Annotated in this window: 11 protein-coding genes; 10 read left to right on the forward strand and 1 reads right to left on the reverse strand. The window is 48.1% G+C overall.

What is annotated here, in order from left to right:
* Nucleotides 1-69 precede the first annotated feature (69 nt).
* Nucleotides 70-6,768, forward strand: coding sequence for an S-layer homology domain-containing protein (locus MKY54_RS07290; RefSeq protein WP_339190024.1), 6,699 nt, complete (start codon nucleotides 70-72; stop codon nucleotides 6,766-6,768).
* Nucleotides 6,769-6,936: 168 nt separating this feature from the next.
* Here MKY54_RS07290 and MKY54_RS07295 read toward each other — a convergent pair whose 3' ends face one another.
* Complete coding sequence (locus tag MKY54_RS07295; protein WP_051490882.1) at nucleotides 6,937-7,773, reverse strand: AraC family transcriptional regulator; 837 nt, start codon at nucleotides 7,771-7,773, stop codon at nucleotides 6,937-6,939.
* Nucleotides 7,774-7,953: 180 nt separating this feature from the next.
* On the opposite strand from MKY54_RS07295, the gene MKY54_RS07300 reads away from it, so the two are divergent.
* The 9 genes from MKY54_RS07300 (at nucleotide 7,954) to MKY54_RS07340 (ending at nucleotide 18,167) form a co-directional block, all read left to right on the forward strand.
* Nucleotides 7,954-9,096: a DUF2264 domain-containing protein gene (locus MKY54_RS07300; RefSeq protein ID WP_076220723.1), complete on the forward strand. Its 1,143-nt coding sequence runs from the start codon at nucleotides 7,954-7,956 to the stop codon at nucleotides 9,094-9,096.
* Nucleotides 9,097-9,169: 73 nt separating this feature from the next.
* The gene (locus MKY54_RS07305; protein WP_339190028.1) at nucleotides 9,170-10,978 is read left to right on the forward strand and encodes a hypothetical protein; all 1,809 of its coding nucleotides are present in this window, start codon (nucleotides 9,170-9,172) and stop codon (nucleotides 10,976-10,978) included.
* Nucleotides 10,979-11,050: 72 nt separating this feature from the next.
* A complete protein-coding gene (locus MKY54_RS07310; RefSeq protein WP_339190030.1) occupies nucleotides 11,051-12,187 on the forward strand; it encodes a glycoside hydrolase family 88 protein in 1,137 nt (378 codons plus the stop codon).
* 10 nt (nucleotides 12,188-12,197) lie between these two features.
* Complete coding sequence (locus MKY54_RS07315; protein ID WP_339190032.1) at nucleotides 12,198-14,057, forward strand: DUF2264 domain-containing protein; 1,860 nt, start codon at nucleotides 12,198-12,200, stop codon at nucleotides 14,055-14,057.
* A gap of 207 nt (nucleotides 14,058-14,264) precedes the next feature.
* Nucleotides 14,265-14,966, forward strand: coding sequence for an RNA polymerase sporulation sigma factor SigK (sigK, locus tag MKY54_RS07320; protein ID WP_036675850.1), 702 nt, complete (start codon nucleotides 14,265-14,267; stop codon nucleotides 14,964-14,966).
* 342 nt (nucleotides 14,967-15,308) lie between these two features.
* Nucleotides 15,309-15,491, forward strand: a complete 183-nt coding sequence (locus tag MKY54_RS07325; protein ID WP_256716045.1) for a hypothetical protein — start codon at nucleotides 15,309-15,311, stop codon at nucleotides 15,489-15,491.
* Complete coding sequence (locus MKY54_RS07330; protein WP_339190036.1) at nucleotides 15,484-16,320, forward strand: RHS repeat-associated core domain-containing protein; 837 nt, start codon at nucleotides 15,484-15,486, stop codon at nucleotides 16,318-16,320. The genes MKY54_RS07325 and MKY54_RS07330 overlap by 8 nt, the downstream gene beginning before the upstream one ends.
* A gap of 41 nt (nucleotides 16,321-16,361) precedes the next feature.
* A complete protein-coding gene (locus MKY54_RS07335; RefSeq protein ID WP_076187609.1) occupies nucleotides 16,362-16,856 on the forward strand; it encodes a hypothetical protein in 495 nt (164 codons plus the stop codon).
* Nucleotides 16,857-17,834: 978 nt separating this feature from the next.
* Nucleotides 17,835-18,167: a hypothetical protein gene (locus MKY54_RS07340; protein WP_339190039.1), complete on the forward strand. Its 333-nt coding sequence runs from the start codon at nucleotides 17,835-17,837 to the stop codon at nucleotides 18,165-18,167.
* Nucleotides 18,168-18,736: the final 569 nt, after the last annotated feature.

Genomic DNA, 18,736 nt, shown 5'->3' on the forward strand with positions numbered 1-18,736 from the left:
GTAATTATTCTTTAACAATAAAATGAATACGCTTTCTTTTATTATTGGCCATCAAAGGAGGAGAAGAGAATGAACAGAAAGTACTTTCGAAAAAGGCTTTTCTCAATAACGATGACTACTGCGTTCGTAGTTGGGATGTTTCCGGCATTCACTCTGCCTGCAGTCTCTGCTGCTAACGTAAATTCTATCTACGCTGCCGCCCATATGGGGGCTACAACAATTGCAGATACTACTCTGCCAGCCAGCATTGATATCGGAGGCCAGAGCACAGCAGTGAACTGGAATATTGGAGCAGATACCTTTGCCGTGCCATACGATGCCGTGACCGTCAGCGGTACAGCAAACGGGGGGCCGGTCGTAGCCAGTGTGGAAGTTATTCCGCCCGCAAGTAATCCGTTGGTTTACTTTGTGGATAGCGGCAGAGGGGGCGATTCCGTAGGCAACGGGCCTACTTCCTCGCCGCTGTACGAAGCGGTCCGCACGCTGAGCGGCAGCGATTTGCTCAACCAGTCACCCGACCAGAAGTATATCAGCGGTACGGCGGACTGGGGATTTGATGATTCCGTAAACAAGGTCAAGAATTCCAAAGACGGGGGACTTACCGATCCAGCCACCGATCCGTCCCTATGGACTGTCGGACTTCGTGCCGACCCTGCCAGCAATCATATCGTGTATAAATTAAAAGCGCTTGAAGCTGGAACCTATACGCTCAGCAGCGGTTTCCATGATTGGTACGGCAGCCGCTCCCGTGTAATACGTCCTCAGATCGAGTATAAGGATGCTATCGGGGCAACCAAGACGATCTTGTTTGAGCAGTTCAACACTAATGTGACTAAGCTAATTTCAGGCGAATTCACCATTCCTGGAGACATTGACGTTAGTAGTCCAATGACGTTGACTTACGCCTATGTTGCTGACGAAAAACCTATTTTGAGCTGGTTCGCCGTTGCCAAGGGCGGAATCAAGAAACAGATCGAAGAGGCTACACAGAGCGCAGCTTCTATGGTCAAGGTTCTGCTTGACGGCAACGATATCCAAGCTGACAATGTCAACGGCCTCACATTCAAGGGATTTGGCGTACTAAGCGCTAACAGCACCAGTGCGCTTTTGATGGACTATAAGTCAGAGCATCCAGAGGCTTATGCAGAAATGCTACAGATCTTGTTCGGTGGAGAACATCCGCTCATGACGCATGTGAAAATCGAGATGGGCAATGACCGCAATAACTCCACGGGACCTGACCCGGCGACTATGCGTACGGCCGATGAAGAGGCAAATGTTACCCGGCATCCCGGCTTCCAGCTTGCCGCAGATGCCAAGGCAGTGAACCCTGATCTTAAAGTGAGCATCCTGCGATGGAGTGCTCCGGCCTGGGCGAATAACAACGACAAAATCTATACCTGGTACAAAAAAACCATTCTGGCCGCTTATCGTGAATACGGTTATATGGCCGATTACGTTAATCCTTATATCAACGAGCACGCTCCAGATTTGGCGTGGACCAAACAGTACGCTGAGAGAGTCAAGACTGACAGCGAAGGCTTCAACAGCACCGAAGAGCGGGAACTGTACAACCGGATCAAGTCTGTGATATCCGATGAAGTCGGGATTGGCAGTTTCGGTGCCAGTATGGTGAGTGATCCTTCTCTGCGGGAAGCCGTGCCGATCGCTGGATACCACTACAACACGGACGACGACAGCGCAGGCAATTTCAAAAAACTTGCAGAACAATATGATATTGAGGTTTGGAACAGCGAGGCGCAGTCTACCTTCAGTAATTCCTCTTTCCGTCCCAACAACAATATGAAAGATCCTACAGTGGCAGGAACCGGCATTGGTGGTGTCGGCAGTCCGCTGGAGATGAGTAACACGATTATTAAAGGATTCGTTAACTCCCGCCGGACACACTTTATTTACCAGCCAGCCATTGGTTCCTTTTATGAAGGCGGACAATATTCCTTCAAGGAATTGGTCAGCATGCGCGATCCGTGGTCGGGATGGATTCATTATGATGCGGGTCTTGTCACTCTGCAGCATTACAGCTGGTTTGCGAATGTAGGCTGGGAGAACGAGGATAATACTGCTGGGATCTGGCGAGCGGTTCCTCAAGCCAGCTCTACAGGTGCGACAGGCACCAATCCGGTCAGCGGCCGCAACGGTTCCCCTAGCTATATAACCCTTGCAGCACCTGATAAAAAAGATTTCTCGACGGTTATCGTGAACGATAGCGAGTATTCCAAAATCTACAAGCTGCAGACAGTCAATATGGCTTATACGGGTAATCCATCCATGGAAGTATGGGAAACCCGTGCCGCTGATGCAGGAGAAGCGTTCAACAGCAATTATATGCAGTATCTCGGTGATGTCACTGCTGATGGCAGCGGGGTGTATACCGTTAAGGTTAAACCGTATTCGACCGTGACTGTGTCTACTTTGAAGAACAAGGACAAAGAAGAATATAATACACCGCTGCCTGTAGAAGGCGAGCGTACCGTACTAGATACTGATACTACAGGAGCGGGACACAGTACTGTGGACAACATTCTGTACGCTGATGATTTTGACTATTCCAAGCAGACTGTTGTGAAGATTGGTGCAGGCGGTCAATCTGAGGGTACCCAGAGCTATATCGAATCCCGCGGCGGTTCCCAAAGCGTTATCCCGCGTTATACCCATGACCGCAACGGGGCATTTGAGGCCTATCTTCCGGACGGTTCAGACAATTATGTCCTGCGGCAGCAGCTGGACACGGGAACCATGGGGCTTGGCGGCACATGGAACAGCGGAGATCCCGTAACGGCCATCGGCGACAACCGGTGGATGAACTACAAGGCCAGTGTTGATGTTTCGTTCGAAACAAACAATACTCAGGGCGGAGCCAATTATGCTGCGATAGGCGCCCGTTATCAGGGAGGTGGCAGTTCCCACTCCATAACCGGTACACCGTATGTGCTGAAATTCTGGTTCGACGGCGGCTGGCAGCTGCTGGTCAACAATAGCGCAGTTGCGAGCGGAAATGCCGCGAACGGTTCCGGCGGCGTGAAGATCGACGGATTCGATACCGCATATGACGCATGGCATAATATTGCCGTTCAGGTTGCAGGCGATAAAGTGACTGCCTATCTGGATGGGGTGAAGCTGGCTTCCTATACCGACCCTACTCCTGAATTGTCCGGCCGGGTAGATCTGGCCAGCGGCTACTATCACGTCCGCTTCGATAATTTGAAGGTGGAGAAGGTTGAGGGCTACACGCCGTATTATTCAGAGCTTCTAGACAATCTTGAGATGTATGACCTGGCAGCTGCTCCGAACCCTAAACTGATATATACCGGGTCGTGGAGCCATATAAATGGAGCGGGCATGTACATTTACCAGCGTTCTCTTTCTACCAGCCAGGCTGTAGACGCTGCAATGGAATATACGTTTGAAGGCACCGGACTGGATATTCTAGGAGCGAATAACGGATCGGCGAAGCTTGAGGTAACGGTGGACGGAAAAGTTATTGTTCTATCGGCTGATACATTAGCTTCCAAGGAGCTGTACCAGACGTACGCACTCCGCGGGCTTAAATATGGCCAGCACCATGTGCAGATAAAGGTGGTAAGCGGCACCTTGGTTGTCGACGCGGTGGCGGTTGTTTCCGGGGAAGTAACCGGTACTGTAGATACTGCTGCTCTTCAGGCGGCGGTAACAGCCGCGAAAGAAATGAACAAACAGGATGAATATTCGGACAGAGACTGGCAGCTCTTCGTAGATGCACAGAGCGCTGCACAGGAAGCACTGGATAATCCTATTTTATACAAATTGGATCAGGAAGGAGTTACTCAGCTTGAAGCACGCCTGATCTCCGCCCAGAACCAGTTGACTACGGGAGATATACGGGAGCTTGTCGCTCCTCAGGATTTGGCTACTTATGCTGGAAAACTGCCGAATCTTCCAGACAAGGTGGAAGCCACTCGGGCAGACGGATCCAAATTGCTGGTATCAGTAAAGTGGAATGTAAATGCGGCCAGCTTCAACAATCCGTATGAACGGGTAGCTGTAACCGGTACTTATGGAAATCTGAAAACAACTTGTTATGTGGAAGTGGTGCCGGAGGGGCTCTTATACTTCCTCGATGCTGGTGTATCGGTGGACGGTATCACGCCGCCGTATACGTTAATCAAGGATTTTGTAGGTGACAGCTTGCTTAATAACAAGGCGGATCAGCCTTCGACAGGCAATGGCGTATGGGGGCATACCAGTACTAAGTACCTCCTCAAGGGGCTTGGTGGCGCTGTAGTTCCTTCTGATAAAAGTCAGACAGGTGTTTATGGTTCCGATACAAAAAATAATCCACTTGTATACCTGCTCCCTTTGAACGCAGGCAAATATACGATTACGTCATTCCATCGGGACTGGTGGAACAACACCAACCGCACGATGGATATTACGCTCAGCTATATTGACGCTGAAGGGAAAGAAGTGACCAAACCGGTCCGAACCGGCCTCGTCGCAGGTCCTAATGGCGCTATGATTAACTATGACTTTTCGCTTCCGGTGAGCGGTAGTGTGAAATACTCAATAAACAATACGTATTCAGGCAATCAGGCTGCATTGATCAGCTATGTGGCTGTAGCTAGAGATAAAGCCAGCGTTGCTAATGAGCAGGCTGTAAATGAGGCTAAGAGTATCATAGAAGGTGCGGTATACAGCGTGCAGAAGGAAGCGGCAAACAGCGAAGAAGCTGTCCAGACTTGGCTGCTGCAGACGATAGGCGCTCTGCCCGGTCTCAATGATACCGGAGTTACGATCGGTGAGATTACCTTGTCTTCCTTCCAAGAAGCAACCGATGAGACTAACGGCAGCTTCAGCTTTACGGTATCACTGAGTAAGGGAGAGGCCACAGCGGACAGTTCGGTGAGCGGAACAATCAAGCTGCCGGAACCGGATACTGTTCAGCCTTTGATTACTCTGTTAGGTGATGCAATAGTGAATTTGCACATCGGTTCTGAATATACAGATGCAGGAGCGACTGCTTATGATGACAAGGATGGTGATATTACAGACCGTATAACTACAACAGTTAGCAGTGAAGTATACGGGTTGACTGCTCTCGATACAGCGAAAGCTGATATTTATACCTTCCATTATAATGTCAACGATACTGCGGGCAATGAGGCTGAAGAAGTGACAAGAAAAGTAGTCGTTGCACTTGATCCGGATGTAATGAAGCCGGTGATTACACTGCTTGGTGAACCGTCCATTCAACTGGAAAATGGCGCAAGCTATATGGATGCCGGAGCCACAGCGGTAGATGACCGTGACGGCGACATTACGGAGCTTATTATAGCAACGATTACGAAGAATGAGGAGAATGTGCTGGCACTGGACACTAAGGCGGCAGGCATCTACACCTATCATTATAATGTGAGTGATGCGGCGGGCAACGCGGCTATCGAAGTGACTAGAACCGTGACAGTGGGCGAAGCAGAGCAACCTCCGGTAGTGACGCCAACACCAACACCAACACCAACACCAACACCAACACCGACATCGACGCCGGAACCGGAGCCAACAACAGCACCAACATCTACGCCGGCGCCAACGGAAGCACCAGTGTGGACGGTAGCACCGACACCAGCAGTCATCCCGTCCCCAACGCCAACACCGCTGCTGCAGACCGAAAAGGTTCTTGATCGAAAGGATTTCACGGCACCGGTTGGAGGAGTAATAACGGTTCAGCTCACTGAAGCTACAGAATCCGTGCTCCTTCCAGCAGGACTATCAGGAATCATCGGAGAGAACACTCTACGTCTGGCTTGGAGTAAGGTTGCTATCGATCTGACCCCAGAAGTGCTGAAGAGCATTCAAGAAAAAGCTACTGGAGGTCAAACGGAGGGGGCGCGAATTAAGCTCTCAGCAGTGAAGGTATCCAGAGATGCTGTGGAACAGTTAATCAATAATCGGGCTGTTAATGGTTCCGTACATTTATCTGCGGCGAGTGATGTGATTAACTTCAGCTTGGAGATTGTTGCTGCCAACGGCACTGCTGTAACGGTAACTGCTTTTGATAAACCGTTGACACTTACGTTCAACGTAGATCCGGATGCCAATACAAGCTTGCTCGGCAGCTACTATATTTCTGCAAATGGTGCGCTTGAATTCATGGGCGGAACGTTGACTAATGGTAAATGGACTGCTGAAATACGGCATTTCAGCCAGTATGCAGTCCTGGAATACGATAAGCTGTTCACAGATGTCAGCAGTGACAGCTGGGCCAGCAATGTGATTAAGACCATGGCTGCGAAGCATATTATTGAAGGCATTTCCAGTACGGAGTTTAATCCGCAAGGGGATGTAACTAGGGCACAATTCGCTGCTATGATTGCACGCGCGCTTGGGCTTAAGGCAGGAAGCCATGCAACATTTGGTGATGTGGATTCCAAAGCCTGGTATGCCGAAGCCGTGGCAGTTGTTAGCGGAACGGGTATCGTGCTCGGACGCAGTGCGGATTCGTTCGCCCCGGATCAGAGCATTACCCGCGAGGAAATGGCTGTGATGATCGTTCGTGCTTATGAATATTTGCAGGGAAGCGAGACCAATGAACCTGCTGTAGGATCGTTCAGTGATTATTCCCGGATTCATGACTGGGCGAAGAACGCAGCAAACATCGCCGAACAGGCGGGACTGATCAAGGGACGCGGCAATAAGCAATTCGCGCCACAAGAGACGATGACCCGTGCCGAAGGTGCGCAAGTTATCTCCAATCTGCTGGGATATTTGTAAGTAGCATTTCAAAGAACCTGGCAGGCTGCATTAAGCGGGCTGCCAGGTTCTTTATAGATTTGGAGAGGCGGGGGAGTGCTTAGGAAAACAGCGGCCGGAAGTCCAACTATTCACCGCAGTAGCGATTGCATCTTTTTTTGAAAAATCCTTGAATTTGAGTTTTAAAGCTCAGCTTCTTTTACTATATTTTCCGGGTGGAATGCCCGTGATGTTCTTGAAGGTACGGATGAAATTGGCATAATCGTTAAAGCCGGACAGATAGCAGGTATCGGATACGGAGTTCCCGGCGGACAAGAGCTGCTTGGATAACGCAATTTTTTTGAGCAAGACGTAACGGTAGATGGTTCCGCCTGTCTGCTGTTTGAACAGATGGCTGAGATAATATTTATCGACGTTCAGTTCTCCAGCGATTTGCTCCAGTGACAGATTTAGATGCAAGTGGTTGTCGATATAGCTCATGGCTGATTGAATATGTGAGGAAATGATGCTGGGCACGGTAGATCGGGTGCGGCTGTACAGCTCATTGATGAGGACGAGGATCTGAACCAGGTAGGTCAGAGCCAGAACTTCACTCCCGTACTGCTGATTCTCTAATGTCTCAATCAGGCGGGAAGCAAGGACTGTATACTCTTCAATCAGCGGTTCATCCATTTGCGCGAGATTATGCTCTCCGGGCTGGCGGTTCTGGAAACAAGCGAGCAGATTTGTAGTTGCGGTACAGAAGGGATAGACAAGTGGAGCTTTGAAATGGATTGTCAACCGTTCATAGGGCTCCGGAGATAAATTGATGATTTTATGAATCTCGTGATTGTTGAACAACAGGACATTGCCCCGCTGCAGGGGATAGCTGAACTGATCTACAAAACCGTTCACCTTGCCGCCCAAGAACAGGAAAATTTCATAGTGGTCATGGATGTGGAAATCCCTGGTAGGTGAGATCGGCGAATTTCCGATACCTGCCAAAATATCTCCATCGAACGGCTCATAATACTGGGCATGCTTCATTGGAACTGCCCCTTTCAGATTGATCACAATATACGCAATAAAACATCATTATTCGCAAAGACATTGCAATAATACAACACTAAACTATAGTAGAAGATTACGCAATATAACAAGATTCAGGCGTTAGGCAAGAGAAGTAGCTGTAGCTGATTAGATGCAATTGAAAGGGTGGAATTGTGCATGAATGGGAAGGAACAGCGTAAATACTGGCTGGATACAATGCTGCTGATCGGGGGGCCTGTGCTGAATGCTTTGGCTGAGCGGAAATTAAAGGAACAGTTGCCTACAAAGTTTCATAGTGACCGGAGCCAGTTTGCCCATTTGGAGGCTTTTGCTAGATTGGCATGTGGAATGGCCCCTTGGCTTGAGCTAGAGGGACTTGAGGGTGAGGAAGAACAGCTTAGAGCGCGTTATGCCGGGCTAATGCTGGAAGCCATTGATGCCGCTGTTGATCCGAATTCACCTGACTATATGGAATTCAAGGCTGAAGGCCAACCGCTGGTAGATGCGGCATTCCTGGCACATGCGCTGGTGCGTGCACCAAAGCAGCTTGCCGGCAAGCTGAGTGCGCGGGTCAAAGGCAATGTAATAACAGCGCTGAAGCAGACACGCCGGACAGCGCCAAGCGGCAGCAACTGGCTGCTGTTCAGCGCAATGGTGGAAGCCGCTTTGTATATACTTGGCGATCCTGAATATGACCGGATGCGCGTTGGCTATGCGGTCCATATGTTCATGGATTGGTATAAGGGCGACGGAGTTTACGGGGATGGCAAGGACTTTCACTGGGATTATTACAACAGCTTTGTTATTCAGCCGATGCTGGTGGATGTGGTAGCACTTTTTGAACAGGAGTCGGAGCAATATTCCGCATTGAAACCGCTGATTCAGCAACGGGCACAGCGATACGCTACTGTTCTCGAACGGATCATTGCACCGGATGGAACCTATCCCTTTATCGGGCGTTCGATCGTTTACCGTTTTGGGGCGTTTCAACTGCTGTCGCAGGCGGCGCTGCAGCATTTTTTGGAGGAAGCATTGCCCCCTGCACAGGTACGCTGCGCTTTGACAGCTGTGATTACGCGAATTATGGAATATCCGGGTACGCTGGATGAGTCCGGATGGCTACGTCCGGGGGTATACGGTTATCAGCCGGAGCTTGCGGAGAGCTATATCAATACAGGCAGTCTTTATTTATGCGCCTCCGTATTCCTCCCGCTGGGGCTGCTCCCTTCTGATCCATTCTGGTCAGGGGAAGAGATGAAATGGACTTCACTAAAAATTGCAGCCGGTGAGGATGTTATGAGAGATCATGCCTTGGAATAAAAAGTATTCAGCCATATTAGTGAAGAATAAGATGCTTCGCGGATCTGACTGACCATTAAGGAGGAAAAAAGGCATGAATAAACAGATGCTTTTGGAAATAGTGCATGAAATGAAGCCAGTCGATCTGAGCTTGTATTATCCAAAGGGGGATGCGGCTGCTTTTTGGAAACGGGCGTTATCATCGGGAGTACTACAGGCAGATATCAGCGAGATCCGCGCGGAGGCGGTAAGGCTGGACGGGCAGTCTATACCTGAACTGTCGTATACGTTATTTTCCATTTATTCGCGTACGGGTTCGAGGCTGGAATATGAACGGGTCTATTTTGAACGGAGAAGAAGGCTGAATACTTATGTATTTCTGGCTTTGCTGGAGCCGGAACATCCGGAAGTACTGGAGAAGCTGGAGGACATCCTCTGGGCTATATGCGATGAGTACACCTGGTGTCTTCCGGCCCACCTCCCAGCGGATCATAATGCAGCTGATATCAACCGGTATATTGATCTGTTTTCTTCCGAGACCGGATTTACTTTAAGTGAAGTTTTACTTTTGCTCGGGGAACGACTTTCGCAGCTTCTGAAATCCCGAATCCACCATGAAGTAGAGCGGAGACTGTTTCGTCCATTTCTTGAAAATGGCCCTTATGATTGGGAGACAGCGCGGCATAATTGGGCAGCGGTCTGTGCGGGATCAATCGGGGCTGCTGCCTTGCTGTCTGTGGAGGACCCAGCCATGCTTGCGGATATTCTGCTGAGGACAGAGCGCGCCATGTTGTATTACCTGGAAGGGTTCGGTGAGGACGGTGCCTGTCTGGAAGGCCTTGGGTACTGGAATTATGGGTTTGGTTATTTCACTTATTATAGCGATCTGCTCTGCTCCAGAAGCACAGGCAGACTGGACTGGTTCAACCAAGAGAAGGTAGCGCAAATCGCGCGCTTCCAACAAAAATGTTTCATTGACGGAAGTCATGTAGCCAATTTCTCTGATTCAGTGCCTCAGGTGCTAGTACATATGGGATTGTCCCATTATCTTGCGGAAGTCTGTACGGATGTCGAACGCCCCCCATCCGCTTTGCGCGCTCCTTACACTGAAGATCATTGCAGCCGCTTTGCACCGGCTTTCCGCAATCTGATCTGGACCAGGGCTGGCAAGGAGGACGAAGCTTGGCGAGCCGCCAGCTATTATCTCCCTGATGCCGCTTGGCTTGTCTCGCGTCATGTGTCGGAGGCGGGTTCATTCGGATTCGCCGCCAAGGGCGGGCACAATGCTGAACCGCATAACCATAATGATCTGGGACATTTCATTCTGAGCGGCCGGGGAGAGATCTACGCATCCGATCTTGGAAGCGGAGAGTATACTGCTGATTATTTTGGGGCTGGCCGTTACCAGTATGACTGCAATGGATCGCAGGGTCATTCGCTGCCGATCATTGATGGCCAGTATCAGCTGGCCGGTCGGGCGTTCAGCTCCACAGTGCTGCATGCATCGGCGGAGGAGAATGATGAGCTGACATTGGATCTGACACAGGCTTATCAGGTAACAGGACTACAGTCCTTAATCCGTTCGTTCGTCTGGCATAAAGAGGAATGTCCTCGGCTGGAGCTTACAGACACTTACCGGTATGCGGGAATTCCGGCGAGCTGGACGGAGCGGTTTGTCACCTGGCGTGAGCCTAAGCTCCTTCATCCGGGTACCTTGCTGCTGCCGGGGACTACGGCTCGCGGCGTTGAAGTGACATACGATTCGCTGAAAGTTGAGCCGGAGATTACTGTGCATGTGTACCGGGATCATTTTGGTATGGAGAAGCTCTGGTATAGTCTAGACTTCCATGTGCTTCAGCTTGGCGCGGTGGGCAAACTGGTATTCACTTTTCAATTTCTATAAAAGATGGACCTGAGCTTATAAAAAGTCCTCTATCAGAGGGTAGAGGCTAATTCGAATAAAGGCGGGATTTAGATGAGTAGATTAGTAAAGCAAGCTTGGGTAGACGAGGCTTGGGGCAAAGCCTTGGAGAAGACTAGAACGAACAGCCGGAGAATCGGTGCAGAATTCCCCCATGCCAGTCAAGGCGGCAAATACGTGCTTGAAGCACCAAACTGGTGGACGGCCGGCTTTTGGCCGGGAATGCTCTGGCAGCTCTATGCTGAGAGTGGTGATGAGGATTTGAAAGCGATTGCTGAGCAGTGTGAGGAACGGCTTGACGAGGTGCTGGATGGTTATGTGAAGCTGGACCATGATCTAGGCTTTATGTGGCTGTTGACCAGTGTTGCGAACTACAAGCTCACGGGTAGAGAAGCATCACGAGTCCGGGCGTTGAAGGCAGCCAACTATCTGGCGGCCCGCTTCAATCTGAAAGGACGCTACATCCGGGCCTGGAATCCATGGAGTGAAGGCGAGGATAACAGCGGGGTAGCCATTATCGATTGCTGCATGAATACCAGCCTGCTTTTTTGGGCTTCCGAAGTAACAGGGGATCCACGTTATCGGCATATCGCTGAGGCGCATATGGATACGGTGCTGGAGCACTTCATCCGGCCGGATGGTTCGGTTTATCACATCGTCAAATTCAACCCGGAATCGGGCGAAGTGGTTGAAAAGCTTGGCGGGCAAGGTTATGCGCCCGAGTCGGCTTGGTCGCGCGGGGCAGCCTGGGCGCTCTACGGACTGTCATTGGCCTATCATCATACGGGCAAACAGAGTTACCTCAATGCATCCAAGCAGGTCGCGCATTTCTTCTTGACCCGTCTGCCCGAAGATCACGTTCCACATTGGGATTTCCGTGCTCCCGGTGAAGTTGGCGAGATTCGTGATAGCTCTGCTGGTTCCTGTGCAGCGAGTGGCTTGCTGTTGTTAGCTAGCCAGGTGGACGACTCGGAGGCTCATGTGTATCGGAACGGGGCTATAAGAATTACTGAATCCCTTTATCGGAATTATGGAACTTGGGACAATGCAGAAGAAGAAGGATTGCTGCTTCATGGTACGAGTAACTATCCTGAAGATCGGAATATAGATGTTCCGCTTATCTATGGTGATTTCTTCTATGTCGAAGCGCTAGCCCGGCTAAAAGAAGCCGGACCGTTCTACTGGGAATAGGGGGCATATAATGCAGACTGAAAAGACTTTTACGACTATTGCTAAAAATCCGCTAAAGACCCGGGAGGATCTGGTCTCTGCTCTTGAACAGCTTACAGATCCGCTTCGGCCGCTCTACAGCAGAGGCGGCGCACGGCTGGCAATCGGCGGAACAGGAGCCAGCTATTCAGCAGCAACTGCAGAAATGGAAGGTTTCTCCCGGGTATTGTGGGGCTTAGTGCCCCTGCTCATGGGAGGCGGAGAAAACGGGCTTTGGGATACTGTGCTGGATGGCATACGCCACGGCACGGATCCTGCCCATGAAGAATACTGGGGTGAAGTTCAAGATTATGACCAGCGTCTGGTAGAGATGGCGGTCTTCGGTTTCGCCTTAGCCGCCATTCCTGAACAGATCTGGTCACCACTTACCCAGAAGGGACAGGAGCAATTGTACAGCTGGCTGAATCAGATTAATTCCCATCCTTGCTATGACTGCAACTGGCTGTTCTTCAACGTGCTAGTTAATGTCGGATTCCGCAGAATCGGCCGACCCTACGACGCGGAGCAGCTAGAGAACAATCTGAAGCGAATGGATGATTTCTATCTGGGTGATGGCTGGTACAGTGATGGAATTAACGGGCATAGCGATTATTATGTTCCTTTTGCCATCCATTATTATGCGCTACTGTACGCGAAGCTGATGGAACAGGAGGACCCGGAACGTTCACAGGTGTTCAAAGAACGGGCCCGGCTTTTTGCCACCGAATTCTTGGGCTGGTTCGCTCCGGACGGATCTGCCCTTCCTTATGGAAGGAGCTTAACCTACCGCTTTGCCCAGTCTGCTTTTTGGAGCGCACTCGTCTATGCAGGCGTTGAAGTATTCCCTATAGGTGTGGTCAAAGGATTAGTACTGCGCAATTTGCGCTGGTGGTTCAGCCAGCCGATCTTTGATGCCGGAGGCGTACTGACGATTGGTTATACCTATCCCAACTTGGTCATGGCGGAGAATTATAACGCTCCCGGTTCCCCCTACTGGGCGTTAAAGACATTCCTGCCATTAGCTCTCAGCGCGGAGCATCCATTCTGGAAAGAAGAGGAACTGCCGCTGCCGGATATTCCTGCAGTTATAGTCCAGAAGCCTGCGCATCTTGTCATTGTCCGCGAACCTGCTTCCGGCCATGTGGCTGCCTTCAACAGTGGTCATCTATATACGAATGAACATACCCACACGTCTGCCAAGTATGAGAAATTCGTATACTCAACAGGCTTCGGGTTCAGCGTACCCCGCTCCGAATGGGGATTGTCTCAAGGGGCATTTGATTCCATGCTCGCTCTAAGTGAGAGCGGGGACAACTTGTATCGGGTCAGACGGCGGAATATGGAGTCAAGAATTGTGGACAATGTGCTGCACTCCGTCTGGAAGCCATGGACTAATGTGGAGGTTCGGACCTGGATCGTTGCTGGGCTGCCTTGGCATATTCGGATACACCGGATCGAGACCGGACGACCGTTGGACGCCGCAGAGGGCGGCTTCGCGCTTGGTCAGGAAGCGGGGGTGGAACAGCAGATCGGCCTTACAACCGCCGCAGTATCTACAGCATGGGGAACAAGCGGAGTCAAGGGTTTGATCGGCTACGAAAAGGCTGAGCTAATTTGGCCTAATGCCAACACAAACCTGCTTCATCCCCGGACTGTTTTGCCTACACTGACGACTTTCCTTGAGCCTGGAATCCACTGGCTGGCTTCGGCTGTATACGGTGATCCGTCGGGAGATTCTTGCGGCGGTATTATAGAACAATCACCAGAGTCTATTTTGAAGGTTGCTTTTGACAAGGACATCATAAAGGTTCTTACGTCTAGTGAAGCGGAATTTATTATCAAAAGAGAGTGAGAATTACCGCTAACAACATTGTGTTAAAAAGACAAGTAATTGAGTAGAGTATGACTGATTTCTCGTATGAAAAATAAATTTCTGTGGTTGTACAATTTCCCCCGTACAGGCACTTCTAGGCGCACGCCCACATACAATAAGGATGACCATGAACCCGTAAGGCAAACAGATCGGTTTCATTGTACAAGTGCGGGAGGTGTCGCCAAGTTGCCTGGATTCTTAAGCACGATTGCGTTGCTGATCAAAGAACTGACGCTGCTGGTATCATACGTAAGGAATAATGCATTTCCACAACCGCTCTCGGAGCAGGAGGAAAGCCGATACTTAGGGATGATGGCTGAGGGAGATGCCAAGGCCCGCAATTTGTTGATTGAGCATAATTTGCGGCTCGTTGCCCATATAGTGAAGAAATTCGATAACACCGGAGAAGACATGGAGGATCTGATCTCCATCGGCACCATCGGCCTGATTAAAGCTATTGAGAGTTATCGTCCAAACAAAGGAACCAAACTAGCCACATTTGCAGCACGTTGTATTGAAAACGAAATTCTGATGCACCTAAGATCCTTGAAGAAGACTCGTAAAGACGTATCCCTGCACGACCCAATTGGGACGGACAAAGAAGGTAATGAAATTACACTCATTGATATCCTCGGTTCGGAAGCGGATGATGTCATTAAAGAAGTAGATCTGAAGATCGAAAAGAGTAAGATATATCGTAACCTTGATATTCTGGATGACCGGGAAAAAGAAGTTGTGGTTGGGCGGTTTGGATTGGATACGGGTGGGGAAGAGAGGACACAGAGGGAGATTGCTAAGGAGTTGGGGATCTCGCGGAGTTATGTTTCGAGGATAGAGAAGAGGGCGCTTATGAAGCTGTATCATGAGTTTTATAAGGCGAAGCGGTAGGATCTTAGATAATAACTAAAGATTTACTATAGAGTGTTTTAAAAGCGACTTGCCAACAAGGGAGTTGCTTTTTTGTTAATTCAAGTAGTTGGGCTAAATGAACATAAAAAAGCATATTCAGAAAATTAACTTTGTAACTGCTGAGGGTTGTTTTATGACATACAAAGAAATATATGATCTTTATATTCAATTGTTGCTGGCGGACTTCGTGCGATAATGAGAAAAGGTAACACACATACGCAAGTAAACTATGATTTAAATGGACAGTTTATTACGGAAGAAAGGTTAAATGGGAATAATATCGTGTAGAAATCCACGTATGTCCGAGGCGACCGAGTTTTGGTGAAGAAAGATAAGACCACTAGTAAAGATTACTATTATCTGTACAATGGTCACGGCGATATTGTACAGAAGGTAGATACGAGTGGCGCAGTAGTGAATAGCTACGCCTACGATGTGTGTGGCAACATTACCACAAAAAGAAGAAACACTAAACCCATTCAAGTACACAGGGGAAGTGTATGATGAAGAGACAGGACTATACTATCTACGGGCACGGTATTATGATCCGAGTATGGGGCGTTTTTTTAATGAGGATACGTATGAAGGGCAGATTGATAATCCGCTGAGTTTGAATTTGTATACGTATGTGCATAATAATCCGTTGATTTATAGTGATCCTACAGGGCATATGGCTGCTGCAAACGGAGGCTCAGGTGGAGATCCGCTGTACAATGTATCAACTACTGATGCTACTATGAAAGTTATCTCAGCTCGTTCAGTGGATGCAGCTACTCAAGCTAAGATTTTAAAATCATTAATGAAAGAATATAAATACGGATTTTATGGTGATGATTCGGGAGGAATGACTCGAAATCAATTTGAATATCTGTATAACTTAGCGATGGCTAAGGGTTTAGGAAATAATGATACGGCTATATGGGCTATTTCTCAATTAGATAACTATTTCAGTTATGGGAAAGATGACAAGACCACTACGATTGCCTTAACGATTGGAGCTATGGGAGCAGGGGCGGTATCCGGGGGAAGTTCTAATTGGAAAAGCTCAAAGCAATTTGGACATGCATTTTTAACTCATGGAGCTGGTGCTAAAAATACACGAAGTTTAGTAGATAGGGCCAGAAGTACAAAAAATAATCAAGGGCAATGGCTGGATAATCAAAAAGCAGCAGACTTTATTACTTCTAAGGGTCCAATCACAGAAGTTAGAACATTTGATTTGCCTGCAGGTATGGGACAAGTGATTACTCCTGAGGGTGTTATAATACCTGCAACGAAGGCTATATTTGTTCCATCTTCAACTGGTATAAAAACTGCTTATCCGATTCCATAATAAGTAACCCACTATGAAAGGGCTGATACAATATTTTCAAGATGGAGTTAACATTATATAAGCCGTTGGAAAGTATACCTGAAACAGAATACTTAATACCTGATTTAGAACTCGATGATTCAGTGGGAATTCTAATGTGTATATGTGAGGCGTTTGAAATTTCACAATCTGTATCATTCGTTGTTGGTGGTTTTGGGCAAGATAACTGGCCTGTTGATTGCAGAACAGATTTATCTACTGTTATGGAACAAGTTCCTGATATATTAGCGAAAACAAGAGCGGGCATATTCTCCTTTGAATTAGATTTCTACGAACAGGGAATTGAAAGACAGTTCCTATTCGAAGAGGATATGAATCTTGTTAAGGTTACTTGCGTTAGTCGTACTGAATGGGTGCCTCACCCAAGTTCTGTATTTTTGGAAAAGACTGCAGTTTCTAAAGTATTTGAAGAAATATATATCAAATTTTTAGAATTTAGTTCTGTGATTTGTGAAGGGCTGGTGAATAATACTCTATTAAACGATTGGAAAGTATAAGTTATCTTGACCTTGAGGGTGTTCTTCCTCAAGGTCATTCTCTAATTTAAACTAGTGCCGAATAAACCTGCGGAAAGTTTCTCAAGACTACAACCCACATCTTTCTTATAAAATATTCTGCAAGTGTATGGGAATTCTAAATCAATTCAAGCAATTAAATTGCCCGAAGCTCAAACGTACACCCCCTGTTTTAAACGTAACATTTTATTTTAATAAATATATACTGATTTCCCTCGGCTTATGGACTACTCCACCTCACTGACTCATTCACTTTTGAACACTCCAGATGAGTTGAAATAAACAGATCTCCGAAAAAACACCTGCATGAAGGACTTTGATTAACGGAATAGATTAGCCGTATAGAAAAAAATAATCAGTCCCTAGCGATAGAACGAATGCTACGCACTAAGAAGTCACTCTAGATGGTCGAATCCTCTTAAATGTAAACTTCCGGCTGCATAAACATTAAAGGCGTAAATTATCTGATTTGAATTGTCTGTAACCATTTCAATTTCTTAATGTAAGAACTCTGGACGAAGCGAAGCGGAGTCTCCGAGCGCAGCGAGGGGTAACAATATCAAACGTTCCTCCCGTTTGCGTTTAGATGGACACTATACCTCTCTACGGCGCTGCAGGAGATGTTTGCATTCTTAAGTAAGGAAAACGTCCGTACTTTCACTAACGCTTGTATTTGCCCTATTACAATCCGCTGTATTCATTTAAGTACCCACAATCGTGCTCCCCCCAAGCATCTCCGTAATGAACCGTAACTAATCTGTCAAAAATCAATCTCAACCCATGGCATACACAGGGAGTACACTCTTTTCCCCCTGCTTTATTTATGGCAAAGACTACCCCAAAAGGGGCCTTACCCTAAGGAGGAAGAAGAGTATGAATGCTTATAACAACTGTCAGGCAACATGAATTGGGAACTACTTGAAGGTTAAGATGTATGGGAAACCCATATACTCTGGCCGCATGAAGCCCTACCGAACGATGACTAAGCGCCAAGTAAAAGTAGAAGGAATTAATTCTAACATGACCTTGAAACCTGAGTTACTGGATCTGGGCAACTGCTCACGTTATAACAGCATCCCACAGCCAAGAAGGCTGTCATTGGCAGAACGAGAACGATTCGAAAACCTGATGGATCTGAACTTTGCCAAGGGACATAAGTACATCACCCTAACGTATGGAAAGGAGAACGTTTCGCTGGCCGAAGCCAGTAAGGATTTTGAGAACTGGGTGAAGCGGATGCGGGAGCGGTATGGGGACTTTAAATATCTTGCAGTACGCTCATTTCAAGGCTAGGAACGATCCACTTCCACATGCTGGCGAATCTCCCCCGAATTCCGAGGGAGGAACTGACCGATGGTACGTTTAGGGCTATCTGGGGTCACGGTAATGTTGACTTTAAGCAGGTTTAAGAATTATCTGCAGGAGATCGGAGAAATAAGCTTAAGAAGTATCTCCTAAAGAACCTTCAGGAATTTAAAACGGATGAGCGCTCCTATGGCAAGCGGCTGTTCCTCCAAAGCAAGAACCTAAATCTACCTGAAATAATCAAGGGTAACTATGACGAGCTTATGGAGTCCTTACGGAAGATGGGAGTTGAGCTGAGGCTGCTAGAATCTAGACAGTTTCCCGTAGACTATTTGGATTATATCCGGTTAGAAACACATCAAATTATCGCGTGAACATGAAGCCTAACAGTTTAACGAAACTTGCAAAAAGAGTCCTCCAGGCCCTCAGGCGCACTTGGGTCCGATCTGTTAAGGTATCCATAATTTAGAGCTTAAACTAGAGTTTCTGCATGGAATTAAGCTCTCCGGGGGCTACTTTGGATAGCCTGAATGGGAACTCAAAACTAATTAAAAACG

It is taken from the genome of Paenibacillus sp. FSL P2-0121 (genome assembly GCF_037975345.1).
GTDB lineage: Bacteria > Bacillota > Bacilli > Paenibacillales > Paenibacillaceae > Paenibacillus_AQ > Paenibacillus_AQ odorifer.